Origin of the sequence: Burkholderia sp. HI2714 (assembly GCF_002223085.1) — a bacterium.
In the GTDB taxonomy this organism is placed as follows: Bacteria; Pseudomonadota; Gammaproteobacteria; order Burkholderiales; family Burkholderiaceae; genus Burkholderia; species Burkholderia lata_D.
Map to the genome: position 1 here is coordinate 113,541 of NZ_NKFM01000018.1, position 26,922 is coordinate 140,462.

Below are 26,922 nucleotides of genomic sequence, written 5' to 3' on the forward strand. Positions count from 1 at the left end.
CCGGGCGCGACGGCAGGCATTTGGGGAAAGCCATGAGAAAGCAATGGGCAGCGACCGCGCTGGCGGCGTCGCTGTTGACGGGTTGCGCCGGCGTGACGAGCGGCGTCAGTGCGGTCGGGCAGCCGAACGCGTTCGCATCCGACGCGCACGGCTACGATTTCGTGCGGACGGCCGCGCAGGCCAATGATGCCGAATACCGGCAGATCGAGGCGCTCGTGCGCGACGAACTCGCGCACCGCGGCTTCGATGCGCAGCCGCTCGCGGCCGCGCGCTACCGGCTGTCGATCGCGTATGCGACGCAGCCGGCCTCGGTCGTGGCGAGCGCCGACGGGTGCGGGGCCGCAAGCAGCGCATGCGTGACGGTCGACGGGCCGGCGCCGTTCGAGCTGCCGTTCATGGGCCGCGTGTATCGCCATGTGCTGACGCTGCGCTTCGTCGACGCGAAATCGGGCGCCGACGTCTACCGCGTATCGGCCGCGCTGCGCGATCGCGATCCCGGCACGCAGCAGGCCGCGCCGGCGCTCGTGAAGAGCGCGCTCGCGAAGGTGCCGTTCGGCGACGGCGGCGGCTGGCTCGTCAAGACGAAAAAAGACGACGCGGGCGGAATGCCGGGCGTCGTCTCGGTGAAGCCGGCCGAAGCGCGCTGAGCGTCGGCCGGTGAGGTGAGGGCAGGGCTCGCGGGAGCGAGCCCTCGTGCCCTTGCCGCGTTCAGTCGGCCGGGTGTGCGCCGTCGCGCGCGCGCAGGTACGCGTCGAACTCCGCGCCGACTTCCGCGTGGCGCAGCGCGAATTCGACCGTCGCCTTCAGGTAGCCGAGCTTGCTGCCGCAGTCGTAGCGCGTGCCCTGGTACTTGTAGGCCAGCACTTGCTCATCGGCGAGCAGCGCCTGGATCGCGTCGGTGAGCTGCAGCTCGCCGCCCGCGCCGGGCTTCAGTGCACGCAGGTGCTCGAAGATCCGCGGCTTCAGGATGTAGCGGCCGACCACGCCGAGGTTCGACGGCGCGACTTCCGGCGCCGGCTTCTCGACGATCGCCGACATCTTGACGATCGACTCTTCCCACTCCTTGCCGTCGACGATCCCGTACGACTTCGTCTCCGACGGCGGGATCTCTTCGACGCCGATCACCGAGCTGTGATAGTGGTCGAACACGTCGACCATCTGCTTCATCACGGGCGGGTTGCCGTCGAGCAGGTCGTCCGCGAGGATCACCGCGAACGGGTTGTCGGCCACGAGCTTTTCCGCGCACAGCACCGCATGACCGAGGCCGAGCGCTTCCGGCTGGCGCACGTAGAAGCAGTCGACATGGCTCGGCTTGATGCTGCGCACCAGTTCGAGCAGCTTTTCCTTGCCGCGCGCCTCGAGTTCGGCCTCGACCTCGTACGACTTGTCGAAGTGGTCCTCGATCGCGCGCTTGCTGCGCCCGGTGACGAAGATCATCTCGGTGATGCCGGCGGCGATCGCTTCTTCGACAGCGTACTGGATCAGCGGCTTGTCGACGACCGGCAGCATTTCCTTGGGGCTCGCTTTCGTTGCCGGGAGGAACCGCGTGCCGAGACCAGCAACGGGGAACACTGCCTTGGTAACTTTCAACATGATCGAACCTTTATTCCTGTAATCGACTTGTCAGACGATGTATGTTCACGTCCCCATTATAGTGAACGCAAACGACCTTACCCTTTGTTACGCAGGCAACCGATCGAGCTGCGCGCGCAGCTTCTCGAGTGTGCTCTGGAATTCCGCGACGCGCTTCTGCTCCTGCTCGACCACGGCCGGCGGCGCTTTCGCGACGAATGCCTCGTTGCCGAGCTTCGCATTGCACTTCGTGATCTCGTTCGTCAGGCGCGTGATTTCCTTCGACAGGCGCTCGCGTTCGGCCGCGACGTCGATCTCGACCTTCAGCACCAGCTTGTTCGGCCCGACGATCGCGATCGGCGCGCCGTGCGCTTCCTTGTCGAGCGTCGCTTCGTCGGCGAGGATCTGCACTTCCGACAGGCGCGCGAGGGCCTGAACGTATGGCGCGAACGAGCGCAGGCGCTCGGCATCGCCGGCTGCGAGCAGCGGCACCTTGGTGGCCGGCGACAGGTTCATCTCGCCGCGCAGGTTGCGGCACGCGTCGACGATCGCCTTCAGGTCGGCCGCCCACTGTTCGGACACCTCGTCGATCTTCTGCAGGTTCGCGATCGGGTACGCCTGCGTCATCAGCGACGCTTCGCCTTCGGCCTTGCCTTGCGGATAACGGCCCGCGAGCGGCGCGACCTTCTGCCAGAGCGCTTCGGTGATGAACGGGATGATCGGGTGCGCGAGGCGCAGCACCGTCTCGAGCACGCGCAGCAGCGTGCGGCGCGTTGCGCGCTGCTGCTCCGGCGTGCCGTTCTGGATCTGCACCTTCGCGAGTTCGAGATACCAGTCGCAGTACTCGTCCCACACGAACTTGTAGATGCCGCTGGCGATGTTGTCGAAGCGGTAATCGGCGAAGCCCTTCGCGATGTCGGCCTCGGTACGCTGCAGCAGCGACACGATCCAGCGGTCGGCCGCCGAGAAGTCGAGGTAGCCGCCCGGGCCGCAATCGCCCGCGCCGCACACTTCTGGCTTGTCGCTGCCGCAGTCGTGGCCTTCGCAGTTCATCAGCACGAAGCGCGTGGCGTTCCACAGCTTGTTGCAGAAGTTGCGATAGCCTTCGCAGCGCGCGAGGTCGAAGTTCACGTTGCGGCCGAGCGTCGCCATCGACGCCATCGTGAAGCGCAGCGCATCGGTGCCGAACGCGGCGATGCCGTCCGGGAATTCCTTGCGCGTCTTCTTCTCGATCGTCGCAGCCTGCTTCGGGTTCATCAGGCCCGTCGTGCGCTTCGCGACCAGCGTGTCGAGGTCGATGCCGTCGACGATGTCGATCGGGTCGAGCGTGTTGCCCTTGCTCTTCGACATCTTCTGGCCTTCCGCGTCGCGCACGAGGCCGTGCACGTAGACGGTGTGGAACGGCACCTTGCCCGTGAAGTGCGTGGTCATCATCACCATCCGGGCGACCCAGAAGAAGATGATGTCGAAGCCCGTGACGAGCACCGACGACGGCAGGAAGTGCTTCAGTTCAGGCGTTTCGTTCGGCCAGCCGAGCGACGAGAACGGCACGAGCGCCGACGAGAACCACGTGTCGAGCACGTCTTCGTCGCGCTTCAGCGCACCCGTGTAACCCTTCGCGGCAGCCTGCGCGCGCGCTTCTTCCTCGTTGCGCGCGACGAACACCTCGCCGTTCTCGCCGTACCACGCGGGAATCTGGTGGCCCCACCACAGCTGGCGCGAGATGCACCAGTCCTGGATGTTCTCGAGCCACTGATAGTAGGTGGTCGTCCAGTTTTCCGGGACGAACTTGATCTGGCCGCTGCGCACGACGTCGAGCGACGTTTCCGTGATCGACTTGCCCGGATTGAACGTGCCTTCCGGCGCCGGCTTCGTCATCGCGACGAACCACTGGTCGGTCAGCATCGGCTCGATCACGACGCCCGTGCGGTCGCCGCGCGGCACCATCAGCTTGTGCGGCTTCACCGAGTCGAGGAAGCCTTCCGCGTCGAGGTCGGCGACGATCGCCTTGCGCGCGTCGAAGCGGTCGAGGCCGCGATACTGCTCGGGGCCGTTGTCGTTGATCTTCGCGTCGAGCGTCAGGATCTCGATCGGCGCGAGCTTGTGGCGCTGGCCGACCTGGTAGTCGTTGAAGTCGTGCGCGGGCGTGACCTTCACGACGCCCGTGCCGAACTCGCGGTCGACGTAGTCGTCGGCGATCACCGGGATCTCGCGGCCCGTCAGCGGCAGCGTGACGAGCTTGCCGATCAGGTGCGCGTAGCGCTCGTCTTCCGGGTGGACCATCAGCGCGACGTCGCCGAGCATCGTTTCCGGGCGCGTCGTGGCAACGGTCAGCGAACCCGAGCCATCGACGAGCGGGTAGCGGATGTGCCACAGGTGGCCGTTTTCCTCTTCGCTCACGACTTCGAGATCCGACACGGCGGTCAGCAGCACCGGATCCCAGTTGACGAGGCGCTTGCCGCGATAGATCAGGCCCTGTTCAAAGAGCGTGACGAACACGTCGCGCACGGCGGCCGACATCTTGTCGTCCATCGTGAAGTACTCGCGCGACCAGTCGGGCGATGCGCCGAGGCGGCGCACCTGGCCGGTGATCGTCGACCCCGATTTTTCCTTCCATTCCCATACGCGTTCGACGAACTTCTCGCGGCCGAGGTCGTGGCGCGACACGCCCTGCGCGTCGAGCTGGCGCTCGACGACGATCTGGGTCGCGATCCCCGCGTGGTCGGTGCCGGGCACCCACAGCGTGTTCTCGCCGAGCATCCGGTGGTAGCGGGTGAGGCCGTCCATGATCGTCTGGTTGAACGCGTGGCCCATGTGCAGCGTGCCCGTCACGTTCGGCGGCGGCAACTGGATCGAGAAATCGGGGCGGGCCGGATCGAAGGCCGGGGCCGCATAGCCGCGCTTTTCCCACTCCGGCCCCCATTGGGACTCGATGGTGTGGGGCTCGAAGCTCTTCGCAAGCGTGTTGTCGCTCATGTTGGAAATCTGCCGAAAAATGCGTGAATTGGATGCCGAATCTGACAATTATAAATGGATGCACATCGACCAGCCATCGCCTTGCCGGCGCGGGGCGCTCGGGACGCGGTCGCAGCGCGCCTGTGACGTGCCGTCGAACGGATCGGGAACAGCATCGCGCGGCCGACTTATAATGTCGGGTCCGCATTTTTCTCGCCCGTCCGCTGCCGCTCCATGCCCGACCTGCTCGCCAATCTGAACCCCGAACAACTCGCCGCCGTCACGTTGCCGAACGAACCGGCGCTGATCCTTGCAGGGGCGGGCAGCGGCAAGACCCGCGTGCTGATCACCCGCATCGCGTGGCTGATCCAGCAGGGCTACGCATCGCCGCCCACCGTGCTCGCCGTGACCTTTACCAACAAGGCCGCGCGCGAGATGATGGCGCGCCTGTCGGCGATGATGCCGATCGACACGCGCGGGATGTGGATCGGCACGTTCCACGGCCTGTGCAACCGGATGCTGCGCACGCACTGGCGCGACGCCGGCCTGCCGCAGACCTTCCAGATCCTCGATACGGCCGACCAGCTGTCCGCGATCAAGCGGCTGATGAAGGCGGCGAACGTCGATGATGAAAAGTACCCGCCGAAGAACGTCCAGTACTTCATCAACAACGCGAAGGAGCAGGGGCTGCGTCCCGACAAGGTCGACGCGTCCGACAACTTCAACCGCAAGTTCGTCGAGCTGTACCAGGCGTACGACCAGCAGTGCCAGCGCGAGGGCGTCGTCGATTTCCCCGAGCTGCTGCTGCGCTGCTACGAACTGCTCGCGTACAACGCGCCGCTGCGCGCGCACTATCAGGCGCGCTTCCGGCACATCCTCGTCGACGAGTTCCAGGACACCAACAAGCTGCAGTACGCGTGGCTCAAGATGCTCGCGGGCGGCGAGAACGCGATCTTCGCGGTCGGCGACGACGACCAGTCGATCTATGCGTTCCGCGGCGCGAACGTCGGCAACATGCGCGACTTCGAAGACGAATTCCGCGTGCGCAACCTGATCAAGCTCGAGCAGAACTACCGGTCGCACGGCAACATCCTCGACGCGGCGAACCAGCTGATCTCGAACAACGCGCACCGCCTCGGCAAGAACCTGCGCACCGACGCGGGCCACGGCGAGCCCGTGCGCGTGTACGAGGCGAGCACCGATTCGCAGGAAGCCGGCTGGATCGTCGAGGAGATCCGCTCGCTGATCAACACCGGGATGGCACGCAGCGAAGTGGCCGTCCTGTACCGCAGCAACGCGCAGTCGCGCTCGATCGAGCACACGCTGATGTCGTCGGGCATCCCGTACCGCGTGTACGGCGGCCTGCGCTTCTTCGAGCGCCAGGAAGTGAAGCATGCGCTCGCTTACCTGCGCCTGATCGACAACCCGAACGACGACACCGCGTTCGTGCGCGTCGTGAACTTCCCGACCCGCGGCATCGGCGCGCGCTCGATCGAGCAGCTGGCCGACGCCGCGCGCCTGTACGGCTGCTCGATGGCCGCCGCGATCCCGTACGTGACGGGCAAGGCCGGCACGAGCCTCGGCGGGTTCGCGAACCTGGTCGCGAAGATGCGCGCGGACACGCAGCACATGAACCTGCCCGACACCGTCGAGCACATCGTGCGCGCCAGCGGCCTTGCCGATTTCTACCAGGGCGAGCGCGAAGGCCAGGACCGTCTCGAGAACTTGCAGGAACTCGTGAACGCGGCCACCGCGTTCATCGCCGAGGAAGGCTACGGGCTCGACACGCCGGCGCGTTCGATCCCGCTGCGCGCGGGCGCGATCGCGGCGCCCGAGCTCGGCACCGCGACGGACGATCCGGCGGTCGACGTGCTCGATCCGGTATCGCCCGCCGACCCGGCACAGAACCCCGACACGATGACGCCGCTCGCCGGCTTCCTGTCGCATGCGTCGCTGGAGGCCGGCGACAACCAGGCGCAGGCCGGGCAGGACGCCGTGCAGCTGATGACGGTGCACGCGGCGAAGGGGCTCGAATTTTCGGCCGTGTTCATCACGGGCCTCGAGGAAGGGCTGTTCCCGCACGAGAACAGCGTGCTCGAATCGGACGGCCTCGAGGAAGAGCGCCGGTTGATGTACGTCGCGATCACGCGCGCGAAGGAGCGGCTCTACCTGTCGTTCGCGCAGAGCCGGATGCTGCACGGCCAGACGCGCTACAACGTGCGCTCGCGCTTCTTCGACGAACTGCCCGAGCACGTGTTGAAGTGGCTGACGCCGAAGGTCGAGGCCGGTTCGCGCTGGGGCGGCCGGTCGGACAACGCCGGGTACGGTCGCGACTGGTTCGCGCGGCCGGGCGGCGGCAGTCGCGAGCAGATCGTCGACCCGGCCGTATCCGCGCCGCTGCCCGCGTTCGCGGACAAGCAGCGCGCCGCCGATGCCGGCTTCCGGGTAGGGCAGCAGGTGTTCCACACCAAGTTCGGCGAAGGCACGGTCACCGCGCTCGAAGGCAACGGCACCGATGCGAAGGCGCAGGTGAAATTCAAGCGGCACGGCGAGAAGTGGCTCGCGCTCGCGGTCGCGAAACTGCAGGCGGTGGAATGATGGGCGTCGACATGGATGTGACGCTTGCGGCCCGTCCGCTCGGCATTCTGGCCGCGCTGCCCGAGGAACTCGGCGACCTGATCGCCGCGATGCGCGCCGACGGCGCGATGAAGACGGTCACGCTCGGCCGTCGCGATTATCACGTCGGCACCGTGCACGGCGCGGCCTGCGTCGTGACGCTCGCACGGGTCGGCAAGGTTGCGGCCGCCGCGACGGTCAGCGCGCTGATCCACGTGTTCGGCGTGGCGGGCGTCGTGTTCACCGGCGTGGCGGGCGGCGTGTCGCGCACGGTGCGGGTCGGCGATGTCGTCGTGGCCGATATGCTGCTGCAGCACGATCTCGATGCGTCGCCGCTCTTTCCGCGCTACGAGGTGCCGCTGCTCGGCATCACGCGTTTCGCTACCGACACGGCGCTGACCGCGAGCCTGCGGGCGGCGTGCACGCAGTTCGTCGAGGAAGAGGGCGCGCAATTCGCCGCGCGCTTCGGCCTGGCCGGTGCGACGCTGCATGCGGGGCTCATCATCAGCGGCGACCGCTTCGTGTCGAGCGAGCGCGAGGTCATCGCGCTGCGCGATGCGCTGCCGGATGCGCTTGCGGTCGAGATGGAAGGCGCCGCGATTGCGCAGGTCTGTGCGGAGCACGACGTGCCGTTCGCGCTCGTGCGCACGATCTCCGATACGGCCGACGATCACGCGACGCAGTCGTTCTCGCACTTCCTGTCGGCGATCGCGAGCAGCTATTCGTCCGGCATCCTCAAGCGTTTCCTGACGCTGCATGCGACGACGGCGGCCTGACGCCGCCGCCGTTTTCTTCTTTCCTTCATTCGAGCCGTTCGACCGGCCGCGGCGCGCACGCCGCGGCCGGTTCGTCACGCCCGCTTGCGCCGGCTGCTTTCGAGGTTCGGCAGGAACACCGTCAGCACGCCGATCAGCGGCAGGAACGAGCACACCTTGTAGACGAACGGGATGCTCGTCGCGTCGGCGAGCTGGCCAAGCACGGCCGCGCCGACGCCGCCCAGGCCGAACGCGAAGCCGAAGAACAGGCCCGCGACCATCCCGACCTTGCCGGGCATCAGTTCCGTCGCGTAGACGAGGATCGCAGCGAACGCCGATGCCAGCACGATGCCGATGATCACGGTCAGCACGCTCGTCCAGAACAGGTTCGCGTACGGCAGCAGCATCGTGAACGGCGCGACGCCGAGGATCGACACCCAGATTACGTACTTGCGGCCGATCCGGTCGCCGACGGGCCCGCCGATCAGCGTGCCGGCCGCCACGGCCGCGAGGAACACGAACAGGTGGATCTGCGCGGCCTGTACCGACAGGTGGAACTTGTCGATCAGGTAGAACGTGAAATAGCTGTTGATGCTCGCGAGGTAGAAATACTTCGAGAACACGAGCAGCACCAGCACGCCGATCGCGCCCATCACGCGGCCGCGCGACAGCGTCGGGTGGCCGGCCGCCGCGGCCTTCTTCTTCATCGACGGATGCTTCTTGTACCAGTGGCCGATCTGCGTGAGCACGATCATCGCGACGAGCGCGGCCGCCGAGAACCACGCGATGCTGTGCTGGCCGTGCGGAATGATCACGAGTGCGGCCAGCAGCGGCCCGAGCGCGGAACCCGCATTGCCGCCAACCTGGAACACCGACTGCGCGAGCCCGTGCTGGCCGCCCGACGCCATCCGCGCGACGCGCGACGATTCGGGATGGAACACCGACGAGCCGCAGCCGACGAGCGCGGCGGCCACCAGCAGCATCGGGAAACTCGTCGCGACCGACATCAGCAGCAGCCCCGCGAGCGTGAAGCCCATGCCGACCGGCAGCGAATACGGTTTCGGACGCTTGTCGGTATAGAGGCCGATGAGCGGCTGCAGCAGCGACGCGGTGATCTGGTAGGTCAGCGTGATCAGGCCGATCTGCGCGAACGACAGCGCGAACTGGCTCTTGAGCATCGGATAGATCGCGAGGATCAACGACTGGATCATGTCGTTGAGCATGTGCGAGAAGCTGATCGCGCCGAGCACCGGGTAGACGGTGCGGGCGACGGCGGGCGTGGATGGCTGGGCGGCGGCTGCGCCGGCGGAGCCGGTGTCGAGGCTGGTTTCCATGTGAGAGCTGAACGAGTTGAGGTGGCGGGCGCGCTCTGCTGGGGATCGGCGCGTCTTGAATCGTTGCTGCGTCAAAGAAGTGTAATGTGGCGTATCGAGAATGTCAGGACAACTTTTATCGTGAATCGGACATTCATCTGATGGATCGCCGGGTGCGCGTTTTTTTGACCGGGTATAACGCTGGCGGCGCGCCTGCCGGTCAGATGGCGGGCGCGCCCGGGGCCGGTGCGTGGTTTCCCGGACTCAAGAAACGGCGGTGGCGGCCGTAGAACGACCCAATGACAACAGGCGCGCCGCGCCCGGCACCGGCTATCCGCGGGTGCGGGCGCAGGACGCGCGGCAAGGCCAGCCATCGCGGGAACGCCGGGACCGACCTTTCCGGCTGCGTGATCAATATGGGGATAGTTCGATGAAAGCAGCATCTTTGCATCCACAGCCCGGTGCGGCGGCTGCCGCACCCGACGTTGCCGCCGGTCGCGCCGCACGGCGCCTGCGCGCGGCGCGTCGCGAGCGCCGGCCGTGGACCGTCAAGGCGACGTTGCGCGCCGCATTCGCGATCCTGCTCGCCGGCACGCTGGCGATCGGCATGTTTTCGCTCTGGCAGATCAGCCGGCTGAATGCGTCGATCTCGTCGGTCTACGAGCAGGGCCACGTCGCGAGCCGCGCGGCCGAGGAGGTCCGGGCCGAAGTGCTGCGCGCGAGCCGTGCCCAGAAGATGCTGCTGACTGCGACCACCGCGAAGGAGCGCGACGAACTGGGCGCCGACGTGGGCGCGGGGCTCGCGTCGATCGGCCAGGCGCTCGGCACGCTGCAGCGCTACGCGGATCCGGCCGACGCCGACGATTCGGCGCGGCTGCGTGCCTTCTCGACGGCGGTCGGTACGTGGAGCGCGCATCTGCGCGATTTCGTCGAACTCGTGCGTGCGCAGCCGCTCGACCTGTCGCAGATGAACTGGCAGGTCGGCACGCAGGACGTGTCGCTGCTGGTCGAAACCGGCAAGCTCGAGAAACTCGTCGCCGAACTCGTGAAGACGCGCGGGGCGAAGTCGAAGGCGACGCTCGATGCGTCCGCCACCATTTTCTCGTCGTCGTTCGCGATGATCGCGGCGATGACGGTTGCGCTGATCGTGCTCGCGATCGTGATCGCCGAGCGCGTCGTGCGCCGTCTCGCGTCGCAGCTCGGCGGCGAGCCCGCGCACGCGAAGGCGATCGCCGCGGACATCGCGCGCGGCGACCTGACGCGACCGATCACGCTGGGCCGACACGACCGCGACAGCATGGTGCGTGCCCTGGCCGAGATGCAGACGGGGCTCGCGGCGACGGTCGGCGAGATCGCCGTCAGCGCCGAGGCGATCGCGGCGGCGTCGGGCGAGATCTCCACCGGCAACCTCGATCTGTCGAAGCGCACCGAGCAGCAGGCCGTCGCGCTCGAACGCACCGCGGCCAGCATGGAGCAGCTCACGTCGACCGTACGCCAGAACGCCGAGAACGCGCGGCAGGCGAGCGCGCTCGCGGCCAACGCATCGGCCGTCGCGGAGACGGGCGGGGAAGTCGTGGGGCGTGTGGTGGCGACGATGAGCGAGATCGACGACAGCGCGAAGAACATCCGCGACATCATCGGCACGATCGAGGGGATCGCGTTCCAGACCAACATTCTCGCGTTGAATGCGGCGGTCGAAGCCGCGCGCGCCGGCGAGCAGGGGCGAGGCTTCTCGGTGGTCGCTGGAGAGGTGCGGTTGCTCGCGCAGCGTTCGGCGACCGCGGCGAAGGAGATCCGCGAGTTGATCGGTGCATCGGTCGAACGCGTCGCGAACGGCGCGACGCTCGCGCACGATGCGGGCCGCACGATGGGCGACGTCGTGCGGGCGGTGAAGCGCGTGACCGACATCATCGGCGAGATTTCGGCGGCATCCGACGAGCAGAGCGCCGGCATCGAGGAGATTGGCCGTGCGGTCACGCAGATGGATGCCGGCACGCAGCAGAACGCGGCGCTCGTCGAACAGGCGGCCGCGGCCGCGAATGCGCTCGACGAGCAGGCTCAGGCGCTGAAGTCGCTGGTCGGGCGTTTCCGCATCGCCGCGTAAGCACGCCCGGTCATCCGGCGCTTACGACTTCTTCTGCTTGTCCGGATCGATGATGACCGTGCAGGTCGTGCCCGCCGACAGCACCACGTCGGCCGGCACGTCGTCGATCTTGATGCGCACCGGCACGCGCTGCGCAAGGCGCACCCAGTTGAAGGTCGGGTTCACGTCCGCGACGAGATCGCGGCTCTGCGGGTTGTCGCGGTCGTAGATGCCGCGCGAGATGCTCTCGACGTGGCCCTTCATCACGCCGCCGCTCATGAGCCGCATCTCGGCCGGCGCGCCGATCTTCACGCGCGGCAGCTTGGTTTCCTCGAAGTAGCCGTAGACCCAGAACGAATGGCTGTCGACGATCGCGAGCTTCGCCTGGCCGGCCACCGCGTAGTTGCCCTTGAACGTCTGCAGGTTCGTGATGTAGCCGTCGACCGGCGCGACGACACGCGTGCGCTCGAGGTTGAGCTTCGCGGCATCGAGCGCGGCGATCGCCTGCTGGTACTGCGCATCGGCGCTCGACGCGCTGTGTGCCGCGTTCTCGCGGTTTTCCTTCGACACGACGAGCGCATCGAGATCCGCGCGGCGGGCCGCGTCGTCGCGGCGCATCTGCAGTTCCGCGCGACGGGCGGCGACGGCCGCCTGCGCCTGCTCGACCGCGATCTGGTAGTGCGACGGGTCGATCTGCATGATCAGGTCGCCTTTCTTGACGAGCTGGTTGTCATGCACGGGCAGCTCGACGATCGCGCCCGACACGTCCGGCGCGACGTTGACGATCTCGGCGCGCACGCGCCCGTCGCGCGTCCACGGATCATCCATGTAGTGCACCCACAGCGAGCGCCCGATCAGGATCGCGACGAGAAGAATGACGGCGGTCGCGACGAAGCCGAAGAGTTTTCTGAGAATCATGATGGTTCGGAATCAACGGTAAACGGCAAGACTCAGTCCGCCGCAAATGCAGACGAGAAGGCAGGCCCGGAACAGCGACGGGTGCCAGACGAGGCGGTAGAGGCCCGTGTAGGCGAGCAGGCGGTCGACGGCCCAGGTCGCGAGCGCGCCGACGACGAACATCAGCACCACCGTGGGCATGTAGGCATCGAGAATGGCGATTTCACGCGGCATCATGACGAGGCTCCTGGTTGGGGACGCACGGGGCGGTTGCGGTTGAGCGCGGCGAGCGGCGATTCGGGATCGAGCAGGGCCGTGCGCACGAAATGCAGGTGGCTCAGGATGCGCTGCAGCCGGTGGCGCTCCTCGCGCGTCGGCGTGAACGCGTCGAGCGTCTGCCGGGTCGCGTCGATCGCATCGTTGACCGCGGCGAGCGTTGCGTCGAAGCGTTCGGCGTCCGGCCGGGCGAACAGCGACGACAGCGCGGCGCGCATCGTCTCGATCGCACGTCGCCACGGCGTCGCCGGCGCATAGCGCGGATCGGACGGCAGCGTGGCCAGCTCGAGGCGCAGGTCGATGGCCGCGTTGCCGGTTTCGAGCACGGCGAACATCCAGCGCAGCGCGTCGCGCTGCACGTCGGGCTGGTCGGCCGACAGCGTGTGCGCCTGGTACATCAGGTCGCGCGCGCCGCTCTCGAAGCGCGTGCGCAATCCGGCGAGCCGCGCATGGCAGGCCGCGACGGCCTGGTGACGCAGGTCCGCGAACAGGCGTTTCTTGAGCCACGGCGCGGTCGGCGGGAACAGCACGGCGAACGCGATCGCCGATACCAGCATCGACAGCAGCAGCGCGAGCGCGTCGTTCATGAAGCTCATCGGATCGTAGTGCGTGATGCTGTCCGGGCCGGCGAGGAAGCAGAAGAAGATCAGGTAGCCCATCCCGTAGCCCGCGAGCTTCGGCTTCAGCGTCATGTAGATGCCGATCGCGAGCAGCGGCGTGAGCGCCGCGCACAGCAGCCAGAAGCCGTCGATCCGCGGGTAGATGCCGAACATCAGCAGGAAGCCGGTACAAACGGCCAGCGCCGTGCCCACCCCCATCTGGGCGGCCATCGCGGTCGGGCGCGGTGCCGACGACGCGAGCGCGCAGGTCGCCGCGGCGTTCAGCACCAGCATCACGCCGCTCGGCCACGCGGTCTCGATCCAGAACCAGCCCAGCGCGAGAATCACCGTCGCGGTGCGGATCCCCGCGATCGTGGCGGCCGTCCGGTTGGTGCGCGGCTCGTAGCGCTCGATCCAGCGTTCGCGCTCGTGCGTCGCGGTCGCGAGCGATGCGTAGGTCGCCGCGTATTCCTGCAGGTCGGTGATGAAGCGGTACAGCAGCTCGGCGGCCGTGTCGAAGTCGAGCAGCGGGAAATCGGGCTGCGTTTCGAGTTCCGCGCGCGTCGCGCGGATGCGGCGCGGCAGCGCGTCGCGCCACGCGAGCAGTTGCTCGGCCGAGTGCGCGGCGTCGATCGACGTGCGCACGGGTTCGCCATGGCGCGTGAGCAGCGGCGCGATTTCGCGAAAATACGGTTCGATCGCATCGATCGCGGCCTGCGCACCGGCCGCGTGCAGCCGGTTCATCAACTGATGCAGCGCGTGAAAGCGGCTCGATGCGCTCATGAACTCGCTGTTCAGGCGCGCGAGCCGGCCGCTGCGCATGCGCGTGTCCGGATTCTCGAATACGGCCATGCTGCGCGCGGCCTCGAAGCCGACCACGTCGGCGACGAAGCGCGTGTGGATGGTCTCGATGTGCGCGCGGTCGAGCTGGCCCGACAGCGCCGACGCAACGTAGTCCACGAAGCTGCCGAAGCGCTTGCGCACCGTCGTGCGCATCTGTTCGCCCGTGTACTGCGGAAACACGAGCGCGCTGACGACGCCGGCCGACACGATCCCGATGATGACTTCGGACACGCGCGTCATCGCGCTCATGAATGCCCCGTCCGGGTGCTGCGACGCGGGCAGGCCGATCAGCGCGGTCGTATAGCCGGCGAGCAGGAAGCCGTAGCTGCGGAAGTTGCGATTGCGCGCGGCGCCTGCGGTGCACAGTGCGATCCAGATGGCGATCGCCAGCAGGAACAGCTGCGGCTGCTGCGGGAACAGCCCGACGAACGTGAGCGTCGCGATGAGCCCGAAGATCGTTCCGGCGACCCGGTAGAAGCTCTTCGCGAGCACGGCGCCGCTTTGCGGCTGCATCACGATGAAGACGGTCGTCATCGCCGTCTTCGGTGCCGGCAGGTCGAGCCGCATCGACACGCCGAGCGCGATGAAGGTCGCGAGCAGCGCCTTGAACAGGTAGAGCCACGCGGCGCCGTCGGTGCGGGCCCAGTCGCCGAACGCGGCGGCCCAGGCCGCGAACGGGCCGCCGGCGGGCGTGGAGGCGGGAGAGGAGGCTGACATGGCGTCGCTCCGCGTTACCGTGCGGCCGGCACGCCGGACGCGCCGGCGGCGGCCACCTGCGCGCGCCGGGCGACGGCTGCCACGGGCTTCGCGCCCGACGCGGCGGCAGGCGCGGCTGCGCCCGCGGCGGATTCGTCGTGCGACGGATCGCCGCCCTGAACGTCCATACCCGTCTCGACGCCACCGCCGAGCGCGGCCATCAACTGCGCGTGTGCGGCGAGGCGTTCCGCATCGATGCGGGCGGCCGTCTCCTGCGCGCGCAGCAACTGCTGCTGCGCGACCAGCACGTTCACGTAGTCGGTCAGCCCGCGGCGGAAGCCTTCGCGCGACAGCTGGTAGCTGCGGTCGTTGGCGGCCACCGAGCGTGCGGCGTCCTTTTTCTGCGTATCGAGCGAACGGATCCGCACGACCTGGTCGGCGATGTCCTTGAGCGCGCCGACGATCGTCTGGTTGTAGCGCTCGACCGCCTGGTCGTAGCCGGCATTCGCGGCGCCGAGTTGCGCACGCAGCCGGCCGCCTTCGAAGATCGGCAGCGACAGCGCGGGGCCGGCCGTCCAGCCGCCGTTCATCGCGCGCAGGAAGTCGGTGAACGGCGCGGTCACGCCGAAGCCGCCGACCGTCGCGAGCAGGTCGATGTTCGGGTAGAACGACGCTTTTGCGACATCGATGCCGCGCGCCTGCGCGTCGACCGTCCAGCGCGCCGCGACGACGTCGGGGCGGCGGCCGAGCAGGTCGGCCGGCATCGCCGACGGCAGGCCGGCCGGTGCGTCGAGCGACAGCTTTGGCCGCTTGATCGCATCGCCTGCGCCCGGGCCCTTGCCGGCCAGTGCGGCGAGCTGGTGCCGCGCGAGCTGGATTGCTTCCTCGTAGCTGTCGATCTGGCGCTCATAATCGGGCAGCGTCGATTCCGCCTGGCTCACTTCGAGCTGCGTGCCGAGGCCGGCCTGCAGCCGCTTGCGCGCCAGATCGGCGAGCGAGCGCTGGCGTTCGAACGTTTCGTGCGCGAGGTCGAGCAACGCATAGTTCATCGACATGCCGACGTACGCGCGCACGACGTTGACTTCGAGCTCGAGCTTGGCCGCACGTGCGTCGGCGGCGGTCGCATGCGCGGTGTCGAGCGCGCGCTCGGTCGCGTTCTTGTCCTTGCCCCACAGGTCGAGGTGGTACGACAGGCCGAGCGTGCCGGTGTTGTTCCAGGTATCGGCGTTCGCGAGCGGGCCGGGGCCGTAGTACACGTTGTCCGGCCAGTGCTGACGCATCAGCGACAGGTTGCCGTTGATCTGCGGCAACTCGGCCGAACGGGCCACGCGTGCCATTGCCTGCGCTTCGCGCACCCGTGCCTCGGCGGCCGCGAGCGTCGGGTTGCCGGCCTGGGCGTTGGCGATCCAGGCGTCGAGTTGCGGATCGCGGTAGGCGCGCCACCAGTCGGCTGCGGGCCAGCCCGCGTCACGGTCGGCCGCACGGATCGCGGCGCCGGCATCGAGCGCGTTCGCCTCGATGCGGGCCGACTGCGGCTTGTTGTCGCCCATGCTCGCGCATCCGGCCATTATTAATGAGACTGCAAGAACCGCCAGTGCGAGCGTCCCTTTTGTCGCCGGAGACTGCACGATTTTCTCCCTTTCGGATATAGATGAGTCGGATGCGATTATATTTTTCAGTGATTCCTGAATAAATGGACAAGGGTGCAAGTCATTTTTACGAATCCTGAGACAATACTTGTTCGCCTCTGTGCAACAATCCGTCCGGATTCAAATGGGTAATGGGATGGATACGTTACAAAACATGCGGGTATTCGTCCGCGTGGTCGACGCGGGAAGCTTTACCGCGGCCGCCCAGCAGATGAATTCGACTACCGCCTACGCGTCGCGCGCGGTCTCGGATCTCGAGGCGCACCTGCGCACGCGTCTCCTGAACCGCACGACGCGCCGGATCGCGCTGACCGAAGCCGGCGAGCGTTATCTGCAGCGCTGCGAGCAGATCCTCGCGTATGTCGACCAGGCCGAAGCCGAGGCGGGCGACGCACATGCGCGCCCGTCGGGCAAGCTGAAGGTGCATTGCTTCACGAGCCTCGGCCAGCACTATCTGGTGCCGGCCATCGCGCGTTATCGCGAGCGCTACCCGGACGTGCACGTCGAGCTGACCCTCGCGCAGCGGATGCCGGACCTGCTCGACGAGGGGTATGACGTCGCGATCGTCGTCGGCCGCGACCTGCCGGATTCGGGGCTCGTGTCGCAGCGGCTCGGCGAGAGCTACAGCGTGGTGTGCGCGTCGCGCGGCTACGTCGAGGAGCACGGCGTGCCGCAGCGGCCGGCGGATCTCGCCCAGCACGTCTGTCTCGGGATGATCGCGCCGGGCTTCCAGTTCGACGAATGGGCGCTGGCGGGGCCGAACGGCGACGAGGTCGTCCCGATCACGGCGCCGCCGTTTCGTGTAAACGTCGCCGAGGCGCTCGCGGTGGCCGTGCGGGAAGGGATGGGGATCGGCGGTCTGCCGCTCTATTCGGCGATCGGCTGGTTGCGCAGCGGGCACATCGTGCGTGTGATGCCCGATTACCGGTCGCACGTGATGAACATCTACGCGCTGTATCCGTCGCGCCAGTACCTCGACGCGAAAATTCGCACCTGGGTCGATTTCCTGCGCGACGAACTGCCGGCCACGCTCGCAGCCGACGAAGCCGCGCTCGAGCCGTACACGCGTGCGACATGACAGCGCGGTTGACCGCAATCTGACGAGATTTGTCCTTCACGCAACATTTTTTTACGAACGCGTGTCAGACAGTTTGATACTGTGGGAATTAACGAGATACGCAACCCCGGAGTAGCAATGGATACGCACCTGATGATCGGCCTTGGAGTCCTGCTGGGCGCGGCCGCGGCCGCCGCGGCGACCCGCGACCTGCTGCGCGCGATGAAGGCGAAGGCGCAGATGAAGCCGGTACCGGTGCGAGTGCGCGAGCAACGCCGCCCCGGCCGCTGATCCGGCCGTCACGCTCCGGGTCGAAAAAGGCCGTGCAACGCGGCCGCGCGGGCTCGGCGTTCAGCCGAGCTCGACGACCTTGTCCCACGCGAACGCGGTATTTTCCAGTTCACCGGTGCGCCGGTGGATGTAGCCGCGCGGGTTGCACACCACGCGTGTGCCGCCGTCCGCCACATAGTCGAATGACGTATGCGTGTGGCCGTGGAGCCACAGATTGACCGGCGGCTGCACGAGTTCCGCCATGTCTGTCACGAATCCCGCCGACGCAAGATCTTCCGCGTAGCGTTCCGCCAGCGAGCGCCGGTGCGGCGCATGGTGGGTCACGACGATCGTCTGGCCCGCGAACGGTGTGGCGAGCTGCGCTTCGAGCCACGCGCGGCTGCGTCGATGCAGCGCGATCGCGTCCGCCGGTGAGAAATCCCGCTCTTGCGTGCCCGGCGCCGCATGCAGTGCCGCGTCGTGCGGCCACGTCACCTGGATCAATCCCTTGAAATCGAGCATCACGCGCAGCCCGGCCTCGATCGAACCGGCGACGCTGGCTTCGTCGCTGCCGAACAGCGAAAAATCGGCCCAGAGCGTCGTGCCGAGCACGCGGAAGCGCTGCTCGGGATCGACGTAGACGTCGTTGTTCAGGTAATGCACGTTGTCGAGCGCCTGCGCCGCATCGCGCATCGCCGTCTCCAGCGCACCGAATTCCCCGTCGTAATACTCGTGGTTGCCCGGCACGTAGATCACCGGCACCGCGGGATCGAACGTTTCGGCGGCCCAGCGCAGGCCTTCCGCGTGATTGTGGATGTCGCCGGCGAGCACGACGAGATCCGCGTCGGCATGCGGGATCGCATCGGGCAGGTTGCTTTCGAGATGCAGGTCGGACAGGACGCGGACTTTCACGGGCGTGGCTCCGGAGTGGACGGCTTCAGCGCAGGACCTTGCCGGGATTCATCAGGCCGCGCGGATCGAGCGCGGTCTTCAGCGTGCGCATCAGCGTCGTTTCGACCGGCGACTTGTAACGCTGCGCGTCGTCGATCTTCAACTGGCCGATGCCGTGCTCCGCGCTGATCGTGCCGTGGTGGCGATGCACGTTGTCGTAGACGATCCGGTTGATCGGCGCCTGGAACGCGGCCAGGAACGCTTTCGGGTCGCCGCCTTCGGGCATCTGCACGTTGTAGTGGAGATTGCCGTCGCCGAGGTGGCCGAACGTGACCATCCGCGCGCCCGGCGCGGCCTGCTGGATCGCCGCGTCGGTCTCGTCGATGAAGCGCGCGATCGACGAAATCGGCACCGCGATGTCGTGCTTGATGTTGAGCCCTTCGTCGGCCTGCGCGAGCGGGATGTGCTCGCGCAGATCCCAGAACGCGCGCGACTGCGCGAGATTCTCCGCAACCACCGCGTCGACCACGAGCCCGGCCTCGAACGCTTCTTCCATCAGTTTCTCGAACAGCGCGCGCGCATGCGCTTCGCTTTCGTTGTCGGACAGTTCGAGCAGCACCGTCTGCGCATGTGTCTGCGCGAACGGGTAGCGCAGTTGCGGGTAGTGCTTGCCGACGAGCTGCATGCAGAAGTCCGACATCAGCTCGAAGCCGGTCAGCAGCGGCCCGGCCGCGCGCTGCGCGAGGGCGAGGAAATCGAGCGCCGCGTGCGGCGATTCGAGCGCGGCGAGTGCGGTGACCTGCGCCGCGGGCAGCGGATGCAGTTTCATCACGGCCGCCGTGATGATCCCGAGCGTGCCTTCCGCGCCGATGAACAGGTCGCGCAGGTCGTAGCCCGTGTTGTCCTTGCGCAGTCCGCGCAGGCCGTCCCAGATCTCGCCCTGCGGCGTCACGACCTCGAGCCCGAGACACAGCTCGCGCGCGTTGCCGTAGCGCAGCACCGCGGTGCCGCCCGCGTTGGTCGACAGGTTGCCGCCGATCGTGCAGCTGCCTTCCGCCGCGAGGCTCAGCGCGAACAGCCGGCCGCCTTCGCGGGCGCGCGCCTGCACGTCTGCGAGGATCACGCCGGCTTCGACGGTGATCGTGTTGTTGTGCGGATCGAGCGCACGCACGCGGTTCAGGCGCGCGACGCTCAGCACGGCCTGGCTGCCGCTCGCGTCGGGCGTGGCGCCGCCGGCCAGGCCCGTGTTGCCGCCTTGCGGCACGAGCGCGATGCCGTGTGCGTTGGCCAGCTTGACGAGCGCGGCGACTTCAGCCGTGTTCGCGGGCTTCAGCACCGCGCACGCGGCGCCCTTGTAGCGGCGGCGCCAGTCGGTCAGGAACGGTTCGGTATCGTGCGGGTCGGTCAGCACGTGATCGGCGCCGATCGCGTCGCGGCACGCGGAAACGAAAGCTTCGGAGGACATCATCACCTTGTCGCGTAAGGGTCAGGACGCGGCGCGCGACTTTTTCGCCGCGCGCTTGAACGGCGCGACGTACGCCAGCGCCGCCACGAAGAAGACGACGGCGAGCGCGGTCTCGCACCAGCCGAGCGTCGCGGACAGCCCGCGATCGGACATGCCGCGCACGACGCCTTCGGCGAAATAGACGAGTATCAGCATGCTCGCCCACTGCATCGTATAGATGTTACGCCGCCAGACGCCGGGCAGCGCGAGCGCGAGCGGGATCGCCTTGAGCATCAGCGCGGAGCCGCCCGGACGCAGCGGCGCGAGCCACAGCTCCCACGCGAGCGACAGCGCGATCAGTGCGACGAGGCACACGGTGGCGACCAGCGCGTAGCGCGGCTGGGCCGCGACGGCGGGGCGGGCGGGCGCGTTCATGCGGTCTCGGCGGCCTGGGCGCTGGAAAGGGCGGCGGCCGCGCGCGCGAGCCGCACGCCGAGCGCGGCCGCGAGCGCCTTTTCGTCCGCCGACAGCCCGGCGGCTGCCGAGCGATCGTGCTGCGCGACGTGCGACGCGCCGTACGGCGTGCCGCCGGTGCGCGTCGTGGTGAGCGCGGATTCCGTGTACGGGATCCCGACGATCATCATTCCGTGATGGAGCAGCGGCAGCATCATCGACAGCAACGTCGATTCCTGGCCGCCGTGCAGGCTGCCCGTCGACGTGAACACGCTGGCCGGCTTGCCGGTCAGTGCGCCCGACAGCCATTGCGGTGTGGTGCCGTCGAGGAAATACTTGAGCGAGGCGGCCATGTTGCCGAAGCGGGTCGGCGAGCCGAGCGCGAGGCCCGCGCATTCCTCGAGATCCCGCAGTTCCGCGTACGGCGGCCCGTCGGCGGGAATGTCGGGGGCGGTGGCTTCACAGACGGCCGACACGGGCGGCACGGTGCGGATGCGGGCCTGCATGCCCGGCACGCTGTCGATGCCGTTCGCGATCGCGAGCGCGAGATCGCGCGTGGCGCCGTGACGGCTGTAATAGAGGACGAGGATGTCTTTCATGGGCTACGGAGCCGCGTGCGGCCGCGCGCGTGCCCGGTGCAGTCGGCCCCTGCTGGAATCGAGCGGCTATTATAGGGGCTGAAGCCGTCGCGCAGCGCGGCGGCGGCGCGCCGTCGGGCGCGCGGCATCAAGAAGGAGAAGTCGTTTGCCGAAGTTGAGCGTCGATCTCGACACCATCAAGCGCCTCGCGCAGTTCGCGGCCCGGCGCAGCGCCGAGGATCGCATCCCGCAAGTGGCGGGCAGCCTGACGTTCACGACGATGCTGGCGCTCGTGCCGCTCGTGACGGTCGCGTTCGCGCTGTTCACCGCGTTCCCGATGTTCGCGTCGTTCCAGATCTCGCTGCAGGGGTTCCTCGCGGATCACCTGATGCCCGCGCAGTTCAACGTCCAGATCTTCAAGTACCTGAACCAGTTCGCGTCGAAGGCGAAGGGGCTGACGACGGCCGGCCTGATCGTGCTCGTCGTCACGTCGGTGATGACGATGATGACGATCGAGTCGGCCTTCAACCTGATCTGGCGGGTGCGCAAGCCGCGGCCGTTCGCGCAGCGCGTGCTCGCGTACTGGGCGCTGATCACGCTCGGCCCGCTGCTGTTCGGCGTGAGCCTGTCGATCTCGTCGTACCTGTTCACGCAGTCGCTGGCATTTACCGGCGCCGCGCCGTCCACATCGATCGTCGAGTGGCTGCTCGCGCTCGTATCGTTGCCGTTGACGGTGCTCGCATTCACGCTGCTGTACGTGTACCTGCCGAACTGCACGGTTGCATGGCGCGACGCGGTGATCGGCGGACTGTTCGCGGCCGTCGCGTTCGAGCTCGCGAAGCGCGGCTTCGGCTACTACGTTCGGCGCATTCCGACCTATACGGCCGTTTATGGCGCGTTCGCGGCGCTGCCCGTGTTCCTGTTATGGGTGTACCTGAGCTGGTTCATCGCGCTGCTCGGCGCGATGGTGGCTTCCGCGCTGCCGGCGATTCGCGTCGGCCAGTTTCACCGCATCCACTATCCGGGCAGCGATCTGCTCGACGCGCTGGAGATGCTCGCGCGGCTGGCCGAAGCGCGCACGGCCGGCAAGCGCGGCTATACGGCGATGCTGCTCGCGACCATGCTGCGCTGCGACATGGAAACCGCCCAGCGCCTGCTGACGACGATGGAGGAGCGGGAGTGGATTGCGCGGCTCGACGGCGGCGGCGAAACCACGCCGCGCTACATCCTGCTCGCGAATCCGGAGCAGCTGACGCTTGCGCAGCTGTTCGACGTGCTGGTGATCGACCGCACGGAACTCACCTACCAGCTGCAGCGGCGCCGCAGCCACGTCGACGGTGCGGCGCTGCTTGCGGTGCTGTCGAGCGACCGCTTCGACGTGTCGCTCGCGACGCTGATCGCCGCGCACCGGCTGGCCGGCGCACAGCCGGCGGGCGTCCCGGGACAGGCGCCAGGCGGCGTGTCCGATCCGCATGCCCGTCCGCCGCGGCCCGCGTGAGCGGGGTGCTCGGCCGCGTTACAACGGGATCTTGCCCGTACAGATATCCTTGAACATCACCCAGTCGCCCATCAGGCTGTAGATCGGGTGCCGGAACGTGGCCGGGCGGTTCTTCTCGAAGAAGAAGTGTCCGACCCACGCGAACCCGTAGCCGCAGACGATGGCTGCAGGCAGCCACAGCCAGTCGCCGGTCGCGATCGCCATCGCGACACAGCCGATCACGCCGAGCGAGCCGATGAAGTGCAGCCGCCGCGACGTCCGGTTCTGGTGTTCATTCAGGTAATACGGGTAGAAATCGGCGAAGCTGGCGAATTGCTCCGAATGCGTATGCGCCATGGACGTCTCCTCCGGCCGCTGTTCATGGGGCCATTGTGCTGCCGGCAGTCCGCTTCCGCAAGCGGGGGCGGGCCGCCGCGCGGGCCCGCGCTTTCCTTTTGACAGGCTTTCCGATACGATCGAAAGAGGTTTTGCATTCAAGCATGAGGGGACTACGATGCGCGTCAGCGATATTCTGAAAGTGAAGGGCAACACGCTGTTTACGGTGACGCCCGATAAGCCGCTGCGCGAAGCGGTCGATACGATGGCCGAACACGACATCGGTTCGCTCGTCGTGATGGAGTACGGCGATCTCGTCGGGATGCTGACGTTCCGCGAGATCATCCTGCGCCTGCACGTGAACGGCGGCGCGATCGGCGACGTGCAGGTGCGCAAGGTGATGGACGAGCCGCTCACGTGCACGCCGGAAACGGACGTCAACGAAGTGCGCCGGATGATGCTCGAGCGCCATGCGCGCTACATGCCGGTGCTCGACAAGAAGGTGCTGATGGGCGTCATTTCGTTCTACGACGTCGCGAAGACGGTCGTCGAGGCGCAGAGCTTCGAGAACCGGATGCTGAAGGCATACATCCGCGACTGGCCGGAATCGGAAGCCGAAGCGCACAAGTCGTGAACCCCGCCGCGCCCGTCGCCGTCACGCGCGGGCGCCGCCACCCGGCACGCGGCGGCGCAGGCTTGTCCTGCGCCGCCGTTTTTTCAATGACCACACGAGGCCCGCGCAGCGCTGCCCAGACGGCGCGCGCGTATTCCGCATGAGCGATCAAACGCAAGCCACTTCCAGGCGGCGTGACGAACGGCACGCGCACGCGTCGCAGTTCGACCTGCTGCGCGAGCGCCGTTTCGCGCCGTTCTTCACGACCCAGTTCCTCGGCGCGCTGAACGACAACGTCTTCAAGATCGGCTTTACGTCGCTCGTCACCTATCACACCGCGCGGTTCTCCGGCGTCGATGCGAAGACGGCGGCTTTCCTGATTTCCGCGATCTTCATCTTGCCGTTCGTGCTGTTCTCGGCGACGTCCGGCCAGATCGCCGACAAGTACGACAAGGCAACCCTCACGCGCTTCGTGAAATCGTTCGAGATCGTGCTGATGCTGGTCGGCGCGGCTGGCTTCGTTACGCACAGCGCGCCGCTGCTGTATCTGTGCACGTTCATGATGGGGATGCACTCGACGCTGTTCGGGCCCGTCAAGTATTCGTACCTGCCGCAGCATCTCGGTGAGCACGAGCTGGTCGGCGGCAACGGCCTCGTCGAGATGGGCACGTTCATCGCGATCCTGATCGGCACGATCATCGGCGGCGCGGCCGCGGGCATCGAGGGCAACGGCGAGCGCGTGCTCGCGGTGAGCGTCGTCGTCATCGCGCTCGCGGGGCGGTTCGTCGCGCAGCGCGTGCCGTCCACGCCGGCGCCGCAGCCCGATCTCGTGATCAACTGGAATCCGGTCAGCGAGACCTGGCGCAACCTCGGGCTCGCCCGGCAGAACCGCACCGTGTTCCTGAGCCTGCTCGGCATCTCGTGGCTGTGGTTCGTCGGCGCGACGTTCCTCACGTCGTTCTTCAATTTCGCGAAGGACGTGCTGTCCGCAAGCCCCGACGTCGTCACGATCCTGCTCGCGACGTTCTCGGTCGGCATCGGCCTCGGCTCGCTGCTGTGCGAACGGCTGTCGCAGCGGCGGGTCGAGATCGGCCTCGTGCCGCTCGGCTCGATCGGCATCAGCGTGTTCGCGATCGAGCTGTATTTCGCGAGCCACGCACTGCCGTCGCCCGGCCATCTGCTGTCGGTCGGCGAATTCCTGGCCGGTGCGCGCCACTGGCGCATCCTGGCGGACCTGTTCCTGCTCGCGATGTTCGGCGGCTTCTACAGCGTGCCGCTGTACGCGCTGATCCAGAGCCGCAGCGCGCCGACGCACCGTGCGCGGATCATCGCCGCGAACAACATCCTGAACGCACTGTTCATGATCCTGTCGGCCGTGATGGCGATGGGGCTGACCAAGGCCGGCGTCGATATCCCGGGGCTGTTCCTCGTCACCGCGCTGCTGAACGTGATCGTCGCCGCGTATATCTATCTGCTCGTGCCCGAGTTCCTGCTGCGCTTCATCGCATGGGTGCTCGTGCATACGTTCTACCGGATTCGCCTCGTGCACGCGGAGCGGATTCCGGCGGAAGGGGCGGCCGTGCTCGTGTGCAACCACGTCAGTTATGTCGATGCGCTCGTGCTGGCCGCCGCGAGCCCGCGCCCGATCCGTTTCGTGATGGACCACCGGATCTTCAAGACGCGCTTCGCGAGCTGGGTGTTCCGGCATGCGAAGGCGATCCCGATCGCGCCGCGCCACGAGGATCCCGCGATGCTCGCGCGTGCGTACGACGCATGCGAGGCCGCGCTGAAGGAAGGCGAACTCGTGTGCATCTTCCCGGAAGGCAAGCTGACGAAGACGGGCGACATCAACACGTTCCACCATGGCATCACGGAGATCCTGGGTCGCACGCCGGCGCCGGTGATCCCGATGGCGCTGCGCGGGCTGTGGGGCAGCTATTTTTCGCGGCATTCCGATGCGCGGATGCCGCGGCCCATCAAGCGCGGCGTAATGAGCCGGCTGACGCTGGCGGTCGGCGAGCCGATCCCGGCGTCGGTCGCGACGCCCGAAGCGCTTCAGGCGGCAGTCACCGAACTGCGCGGCGCGCGGAAGTAGGCGGGGCGGGCCCGGCGGCGTCGCCCCGGGCCGTCATGGCCGCCGTGAACGGGCCCGTTCGACCGGAACGGTGCGGGTCCGCAATCGTCGCCCGGGCCGTTCCCGTGCCAGGCCGGTATGGTCCGAACGGTTCACACGGCCCGCGTGCCCGGGACGGCTGGCATAATAGCGGCTTACCTCTTTTCTCGACCGGCAAACGATCGACCTGCCTGCGGCCTGGGCAGCGCATCGGTTTGTCCATTTCTCTTTGGGCGGTTCCATCATGTCCGGCAATACCCTCGGCACGCTTTTCACTGTCACGACCTTCGGCGAATCGCACGGTCCCGCGATCGGCTGCGTGATCGACGGCTGCCCGCCGGGAATGGGGCTGACCGAAGCCGACATCCAGGTCGAACTCGATCGCCGCAAGCCTGGCACGTCGCGCCACGTGACGCAGCGGCAGGAGGCCGACGAGGTCGAGATCCTGTCGGGCGTGTTCGAAGGCGTGACGACCGGTACGCCGATCGCGCTGCTGATCCGCAACACCGACCAGCGCAGCAAGGACTACGGCAACATCGTCGAGACGTTCCGCCCCGGCCACGCCGACTACACCTACTGGCAGAAATACGGCATCCGCGACTATCGCGGCGGCGGCCGCTCGTCCGCACGGCTGACCGCGCCGATCGTCGGCGCGGGTGCGGTCGCGAAGAAGTGGCTGCGCGAGCGCTTCGGCGTCGAGGTGCGCGGCTACATGAGCGGCCTCGGCGAGATCGACGTGCCGTTCGTCGACTGGTCGCACGTGCACGAGAATCCGTTCTTCTCGCCGAATGCGGCCGTCGTGCCGGAGCTCGAGGCGTACATGGATGCGCTGCGCAAGGATGGCGATTCGATCGGCGCGCGCATCGACGTCGTCGCATCGGGCGTGCCGGTCGGCTGGGGCGAGCCGGTGTTCGACCGTCTCGATGCGGACATCGCAAAGGCGATGATGAGCATCAACGCGGTGAAGGGCGTCGAGATCGGCGCGGGCTTCGACAGCGTCGCGCAGCGCGGCTCGGTGCATGGCGATGAGCTGACGCCGGCCGGCTTCGTCGGCAACCATGCGGGCGGCGTGCTCGGCGGGATTTCGACCGGGCAGGACATCACCGTGTCGATCGCGATCAAGCCGACGTCGAGCATCCGCACGCCGCGTCGTTCGATTACGAAGGCCGGCGAGGAAGCGACGGTGGAAACGTTCGGCCGTCACGATCCGTGTGTCGGCATTCGCGCGACGCCGATCGCCGAGTCGATGCTCGCGCTGGTGCTGATCGATCATGCGCTGCGCCATCGCGCGCAGTGCGGGGACGTCGAGACGACGACGCCGAAGATCGCGGGCAGCGCGACCTGACGCAAGCGGGCGGGGCGCTGCGCGTCTCGCCCGGCCGTTGCGCGGAGCATGCAAAACGGGGCGCTGCTTGATGCGGCGCCCCGTTTCGTTT

General features: G+C 67.6%; 22 protein-coding genes. 10 read left to right on the top strand and 12 right to left on the bottom strand.

The window, feature by feature from the left end; genetic code table 11:
* Window positions 1-32 precede the first annotated feature (32 nt).
* On the top strand, window positions 33-647 hold the full coding sequence (locus CFB82_RS07960; RefSeq protein ID WP_089483854.1) for a DUF4136 domain-containing protein: 615 nt from the start codon (window positions 33-35) through the stop codon (window positions 645-647).
* 61 nt (window positions 648-708) lie between these two features.
* On the opposite strand, the gene galU is transcribed toward CFB82_RS07960, so the two are convergent.
* Both galU and CFB82_RS07970 read right to left on the bottom strand, forming a co-directional pair.
* On the bottom strand, window positions 709-1,593 hold the full coding sequence (galU, locus tag CFB82_RS07965) for a UTP--glucose-1-phosphate uridylyltransferase GalU (RefSeq protein ID WP_069247781.1): 885 nt from the start codon (window positions 1,591-1,593) through the stop codon (window positions 709-711).
* A gap of 87 nt (window positions 1,594-1,680) precedes the next feature.
* Complete coding sequence (locus CFB82_RS07970; RefSeq protein WP_089483855.1) at window positions 1,681-4,548, bottom strand: valine--tRNA ligase; 2,868 nt, start codon at window positions 4,546-4,548, stop codon at window positions 1,681-1,683.
* Between the two features lie 213 nt (window positions 4,549-4,761).
* Between CFB82_RS07970 and CFB82_RS07980 the strand changes: the two genes are divergently transcribed.
* A complete protein-coding gene (locus CFB82_RS07980) occupies window positions 4,762-7,125 on the top strand; it encodes a UvrD-helicase domain-containing protein (RefSeq protein ID WP_085043069.1) in 2,364 nt (787 codons plus the stop codon).
* Window positions 7,125-7,919: a 5'-methylthioadenosine/adenosylhomocysteine nucleosidase gene (locus CFB82_RS07985; RefSeq protein WP_373558765.1), complete on the top strand. Its 795-nt coding sequence runs from the start codon at window positions 7,125-7,127 to the stop codon at window positions 7,917-7,919. The genes CFB82_RS07980 and CFB82_RS07985 overlap by 1 nt, the downstream gene beginning before the upstream one ends.
* A gap of 74 nt (window positions 7,920-7,993) precedes the next feature.
* Here CFB82_RS07985 and CFB82_RS07990 read toward each other — a convergent pair whose 3' ends face one another.
* Window positions 7,994-9,232 (bottom strand): MFS transporter, encoded by a 1,239-nt coding sequence (locus tag CFB82_RS07990; protein WP_089483857.1) that lies wholly within the window; start codon window positions 9,230-9,232, stop codon window positions 7,994-7,996.
* A 409-nt stretch (window positions 9,233-9,641) separates the two neighbouring features.
* Between CFB82_RS07990 and CFB82_RS07995 the strand changes: the two genes are divergently transcribed.
* On the top strand, window positions 9,642-11,315 hold the full coding sequence (locus tag CFB82_RS07995; protein WP_069247786.1) for a methyl-accepting chemotaxis protein: 1,674 nt from the start codon (window positions 9,642-9,644) through the stop codon (window positions 11,313-11,315).
* A gap of 21 nt (window positions 11,316-11,336) precedes the next feature.
* Here CFB82_RS07995 and CFB82_RS08000 read toward each other — a convergent pair whose 3' ends face one another.
* From CFB82_RS08000 to CFB82_RS08015, 4 genes are read right to left on the bottom strand one after another with little or no spacing between them, the layout of a single operon-like run.
* On the bottom strand, window positions 11,337-12,212 hold the full coding sequence (locus CFB82_RS08000) for an efflux RND transporter periplasmic adaptor subunit (protein ID WP_011351755.1): 876 nt from the start codon (window positions 12,210-12,212) through the stop codon (window positions 11,337-11,339).
* A gap of 12 nt (window positions 12,213-12,224) precedes the next feature.
* On the bottom strand, window positions 12,225-12,428 hold the full coding sequence (locus tag CFB82_RS08005) for a DUF1656 domain-containing protein (protein WP_069247787.1): 204 nt from the start codon (window positions 12,426-12,428) through the stop codon (window positions 12,225-12,227).
* The gene (locus tag CFB82_RS08010; RefSeq protein ID WP_089483858.1) at window positions 12,425-14,626 is read right to left on the bottom strand and encodes an FUSC family protein; all 2,202 of its coding nucleotides are present in this window, start codon (window positions 14,624-14,626) and stop codon (window positions 12,425-12,427) included. The genes CFB82_RS08005 and CFB82_RS08010 overlap by 4 nt, the downstream gene beginning before the upstream one ends.
* A 14-nt stretch (window positions 14,627-14,640) precedes the next feature.
* Window positions 14,641-16,233 carry an efflux transporter outer membrane subunit gene (locus tag CFB82_RS08015; RefSeq protein ID WP_089483859.1) on the bottom strand — a complete coding sequence of 531 codons (1,593 nt, stop codon included), beginning with the start codon at window positions 16,231-16,233 and terminating at the stop codon, window positions 14,641-14,643.
* A 157-nt stretch (window positions 16,234-16,390) separates the two neighbouring features.
* On the opposite strand from CFB82_RS08015, the gene CFB82_RS08020 reads away from it, so the two are divergent.
* Window positions 16,391-17,332: a LysR family transcriptional regulator gene (locus tag CFB82_RS08020; RefSeq protein ID WP_089483860.1), complete on the top strand. Its 942-nt coding sequence runs from the start codon at window positions 16,391-16,393 to the stop codon at window positions 17,330-17,332.
* 117 nt (window positions 17,333-17,449) lie between these two features.
* On the top strand, window positions 17,450-17,602 hold the full coding sequence (locus CFB82_RS43150; RefSeq protein ID WP_163008969.1) for a hypothetical protein: 153 nt from the start codon (window positions 17,450-17,452) through the stop codon (window positions 17,600-17,602).
* Window positions 17,603-17,662: 60 nt separating this feature from the next.
* Here CFB82_RS43150 and CFB82_RS08025 read toward each other — a convergent pair whose 3' ends face one another.
* Genes CFB82_RS08025 through wrbA form a run of 4 tightly spaced genes read right to left on the bottom strand, consistent with a single transcriptional unit; the run spans window position 17,663 to window position 20,968 of the window.
* Window positions 17,663-18,493, bottom strand: coding sequence for a metallophosphoesterase (locus CFB82_RS08025; RefSeq protein WP_089483861.1), 831 nt, complete (start codon window positions 18,491-18,493; stop codon window positions 17,663-17,665).
* 25 nt (window positions 18,494-18,518) lie between these two features.
* Complete coding sequence (locus CFB82_RS08030) at window positions 18,519-19,940, bottom strand: FAD-binding oxidoreductase (RefSeq protein ID WP_027787719.1); 1,422 nt, start codon at window positions 19,938-19,940, stop codon at window positions 18,519-18,521.
* Window positions 19,941-19,958: 18 nt separating this feature from the next.
* Window positions 19,959-20,351: a DUF2069 domain-containing protein gene (locus tag CFB82_RS08035; RefSeq protein WP_089483862.1), complete on the bottom strand. Its 393-nt coding sequence runs from the start codon at window positions 20,349-20,351 to the stop codon at window positions 19,959-19,961.
* Window positions 20,348-20,968, bottom strand: a complete 621-nt coding sequence (gene wrbA, locus CFB82_RS08040) for an NAD(P)H:quinone oxidoreductase (RefSeq protein WP_069247794.1) — start codon at window positions 20,966-20,968, stop codon at window positions 20,348-20,350. The genes CFB82_RS08035 and wrbA overlap by 4 nt, the downstream gene beginning before the upstream one ends.
* A 145-nt stretch (window positions 20,969-21,113) precedes the next feature.
* On the opposite strand from wrbA, the gene CFB82_RS08045 reads away from it, so the two are divergent.
* Window positions 21,114-22,445, top strand: coding sequence for a YihY family inner membrane protein (locus CFB82_RS08045; protein ID WP_089483863.1), 1,332 nt, complete (start codon window positions 21,114-21,116; stop codon window positions 22,443-22,445).
* An 18-nt stretch (window positions 22,446-22,463) separates the two neighbouring features.
* On the opposite strand, the gene CFB82_RS08050 is transcribed toward CFB82_RS08045, so the two are convergent.
* On the bottom strand, window positions 22,464-22,781 hold the full coding sequence (locus CFB82_RS08050) for an Mpo1-like protein (RefSeq protein ID WP_039347312.1): 318 nt from the start codon (window positions 22,779-22,781) through the stop codon (window positions 22,464-22,466).
* 157 nt (window positions 22,782-22,938) lie between these two features.
* Here CFB82_RS08050 and CFB82_RS08055 point away from each other — a divergent pair, with 157 nt between their 5' ends.
* The 3 genes from CFB82_RS08055 (at window position 22,939) to aroC (ending at window position 26,831) form a co-directional block, all read left to right on the top strand.
* A complete protein-coding gene (locus CFB82_RS08055; protein WP_006755543.1) occupies window positions 22,939-23,394 on the top strand; it encodes a CBS domain-containing protein in 456 nt (151 codons plus the stop codon).
* Between the two features lie 139 nt (window positions 23,395-23,533).
* Window positions 23,534-25,468 carry an MFS transporter gene (locus tag CFB82_RS08060; protein ID WP_089483864.1) on the top strand — a complete coding sequence of 645 codons (1,935 nt, stop codon included), beginning with the start codon at window positions 23,534-23,536 and terminating at the stop codon, window positions 25,466-25,468.
* Window positions 25,469-25,730: 262 nt separating this feature from the next.
* Entirely contained in the window at window positions 25,731-26,831 is a 1,101-nt protein-coding gene (aroC, locus tag CFB82_RS08065) for a chorismate synthase (RefSeq protein WP_069247797.1), read from the top strand.
* The last annotated feature ends 91 nt before the right edge of the window (window positions 26,832-26,922 follow it).

What these genes read in the sequence shown, in the direction of transcription:
- CFB82_RS08030 (WP_027787719.1), bottom strand. Translation starts at nt 19,940, where the DNA reads ATGATGTCCTCCGAAGCTTTCGTTTCCGCGTGCCGCGACGCGATCGGC.
- CFB82_RS07970 (WP_089483855.1), bottom strand. Translation starts at nt 4,548, where the DNA reads ATGAGCGACAACACGCTTGCGAAGAGCTTCGAGCCCCACACCATCGAG.
- CFB82_RS08020 (WP_089483860.1), top strand. Translation starts at nt 16,391, where the DNA reads ATGGATACGTTACAAAACATGCGGGTATTCGTCCGCGTGGTCGACGCG.
- CFB82_RS08055 (WP_006755543.1), top strand. Translation starts at nt 22,939, where the DNA reads ATGCGCGTCAGCGATATTCTGAAAGTGAAGGGCAACACGCTGTTTACG.
- wrbA (WP_069247794.1), bottom strand. Translation starts at nt 20,968, where the DNA reads ATGAAAGACATCCTCGTCCTCTATTACAGCCGTCACGGCGCCACGCGC.
- CFB82_RS43150 (WP_163008969.1), top strand. Translation starts at nt 17,450, where the DNA reads ATGGATACGCACCTGATGATCGGCCTTGGAGTCCTGCTGGGCGCGGCC.
- CFB82_RS08005 (WP_069247787.1), bottom strand. Translation starts at nt 12,428, where the DNA reads ATGATGCCGCGTGAAATCGCCATTCTCGATGCCTACATGCCCACGGTG.
- CFB82_RS07995 (WP_069247786.1), top strand. Translation starts at nt 9,642, where the DNA reads ATGAAAGCAGCATCTTTGCATCCACAGCCCGGTGCGGCGGCTGCCGCA.
- CFB82_RS07990 (WP_089483857.1), bottom strand. Translation starts at nt 9,232, where the DNA reads ATGGAAACCAGCCTCGACACCGGCTCCGCCGGCGCAGCCGCCGCCCAG.
- CFB82_RS08000 (WP_011351755.1), bottom strand. Translation starts at nt 12,212, where the DNA reads ATGATTCTCAGAAAACTCTTCGGCTTCGTCGCGACCGCCGTCATTCTT.
- CFB82_RS08050 (WP_039347312.1), bottom strand. Translation starts at nt 22,781, where the DNA reads ATGGCGCATACGCATTCGGAGCAATTCGCCAGCTTCGCCGATTTCTAC.
- CFB82_RS08060 (WP_089483864.1), top strand. Translation starts at nt 23,534, where the DNA reads ATGAGCGATCAAACGCAAGCCACTTCCAGGCGGCGTGACGAACGGCAC.
- CFB82_RS08010 (WP_089483858.1), bottom strand. Translation starts at nt 14,626, where the DNA reads ATGTCAGCCTCCTCTCCCGCCTCCACGCCCGCCGGCGGCCCGTTCGCG.
- CFB82_RS07960 (WP_089483854.1), top strand. Translation starts at nt 33, where the DNA reads ATGAGAAAGCAATGGGCAGCGACCGCGCTGGCGGCGTCGCTGTTGACG.
- CFB82_RS07985 (WP_373558765.1), top strand. Translation starts at nt 7,125, where the DNA reads ATGGGCGTCGACATGGATGTGACGCTTGCGGCCCGTCCGCTCGGCATT.
- aroC (WP_069247797.1), top strand. Translation starts at nt 25,731, where the DNA reads ATGTCCGGCAATACCCTCGGCACGCTTTTCACTGTCACGACCTTCGGC.
- galU (WP_069247781.1), bottom strand. Translation starts at nt 1,593, where the DNA reads ATGTTGAAAGTTACCAAGGCAGTGTTCCCCGTTGCTGGTCTCGGCACG.
- CFB82_RS07980 (WP_085043069.1), top strand. Translation starts at nt 4,762, where the DNA reads ATGCCCGACCTGCTCGCCAATCTGAACCCCGAACAACTCGCCGCCGTC.
- CFB82_RS08035 (WP_089483862.1), bottom strand. Translation starts at nt 20,351, where the DNA reads ATGAACGCGCCCGCCCGCCCCGCCGTCGCGGCCCAGCCGCGCTACGCG.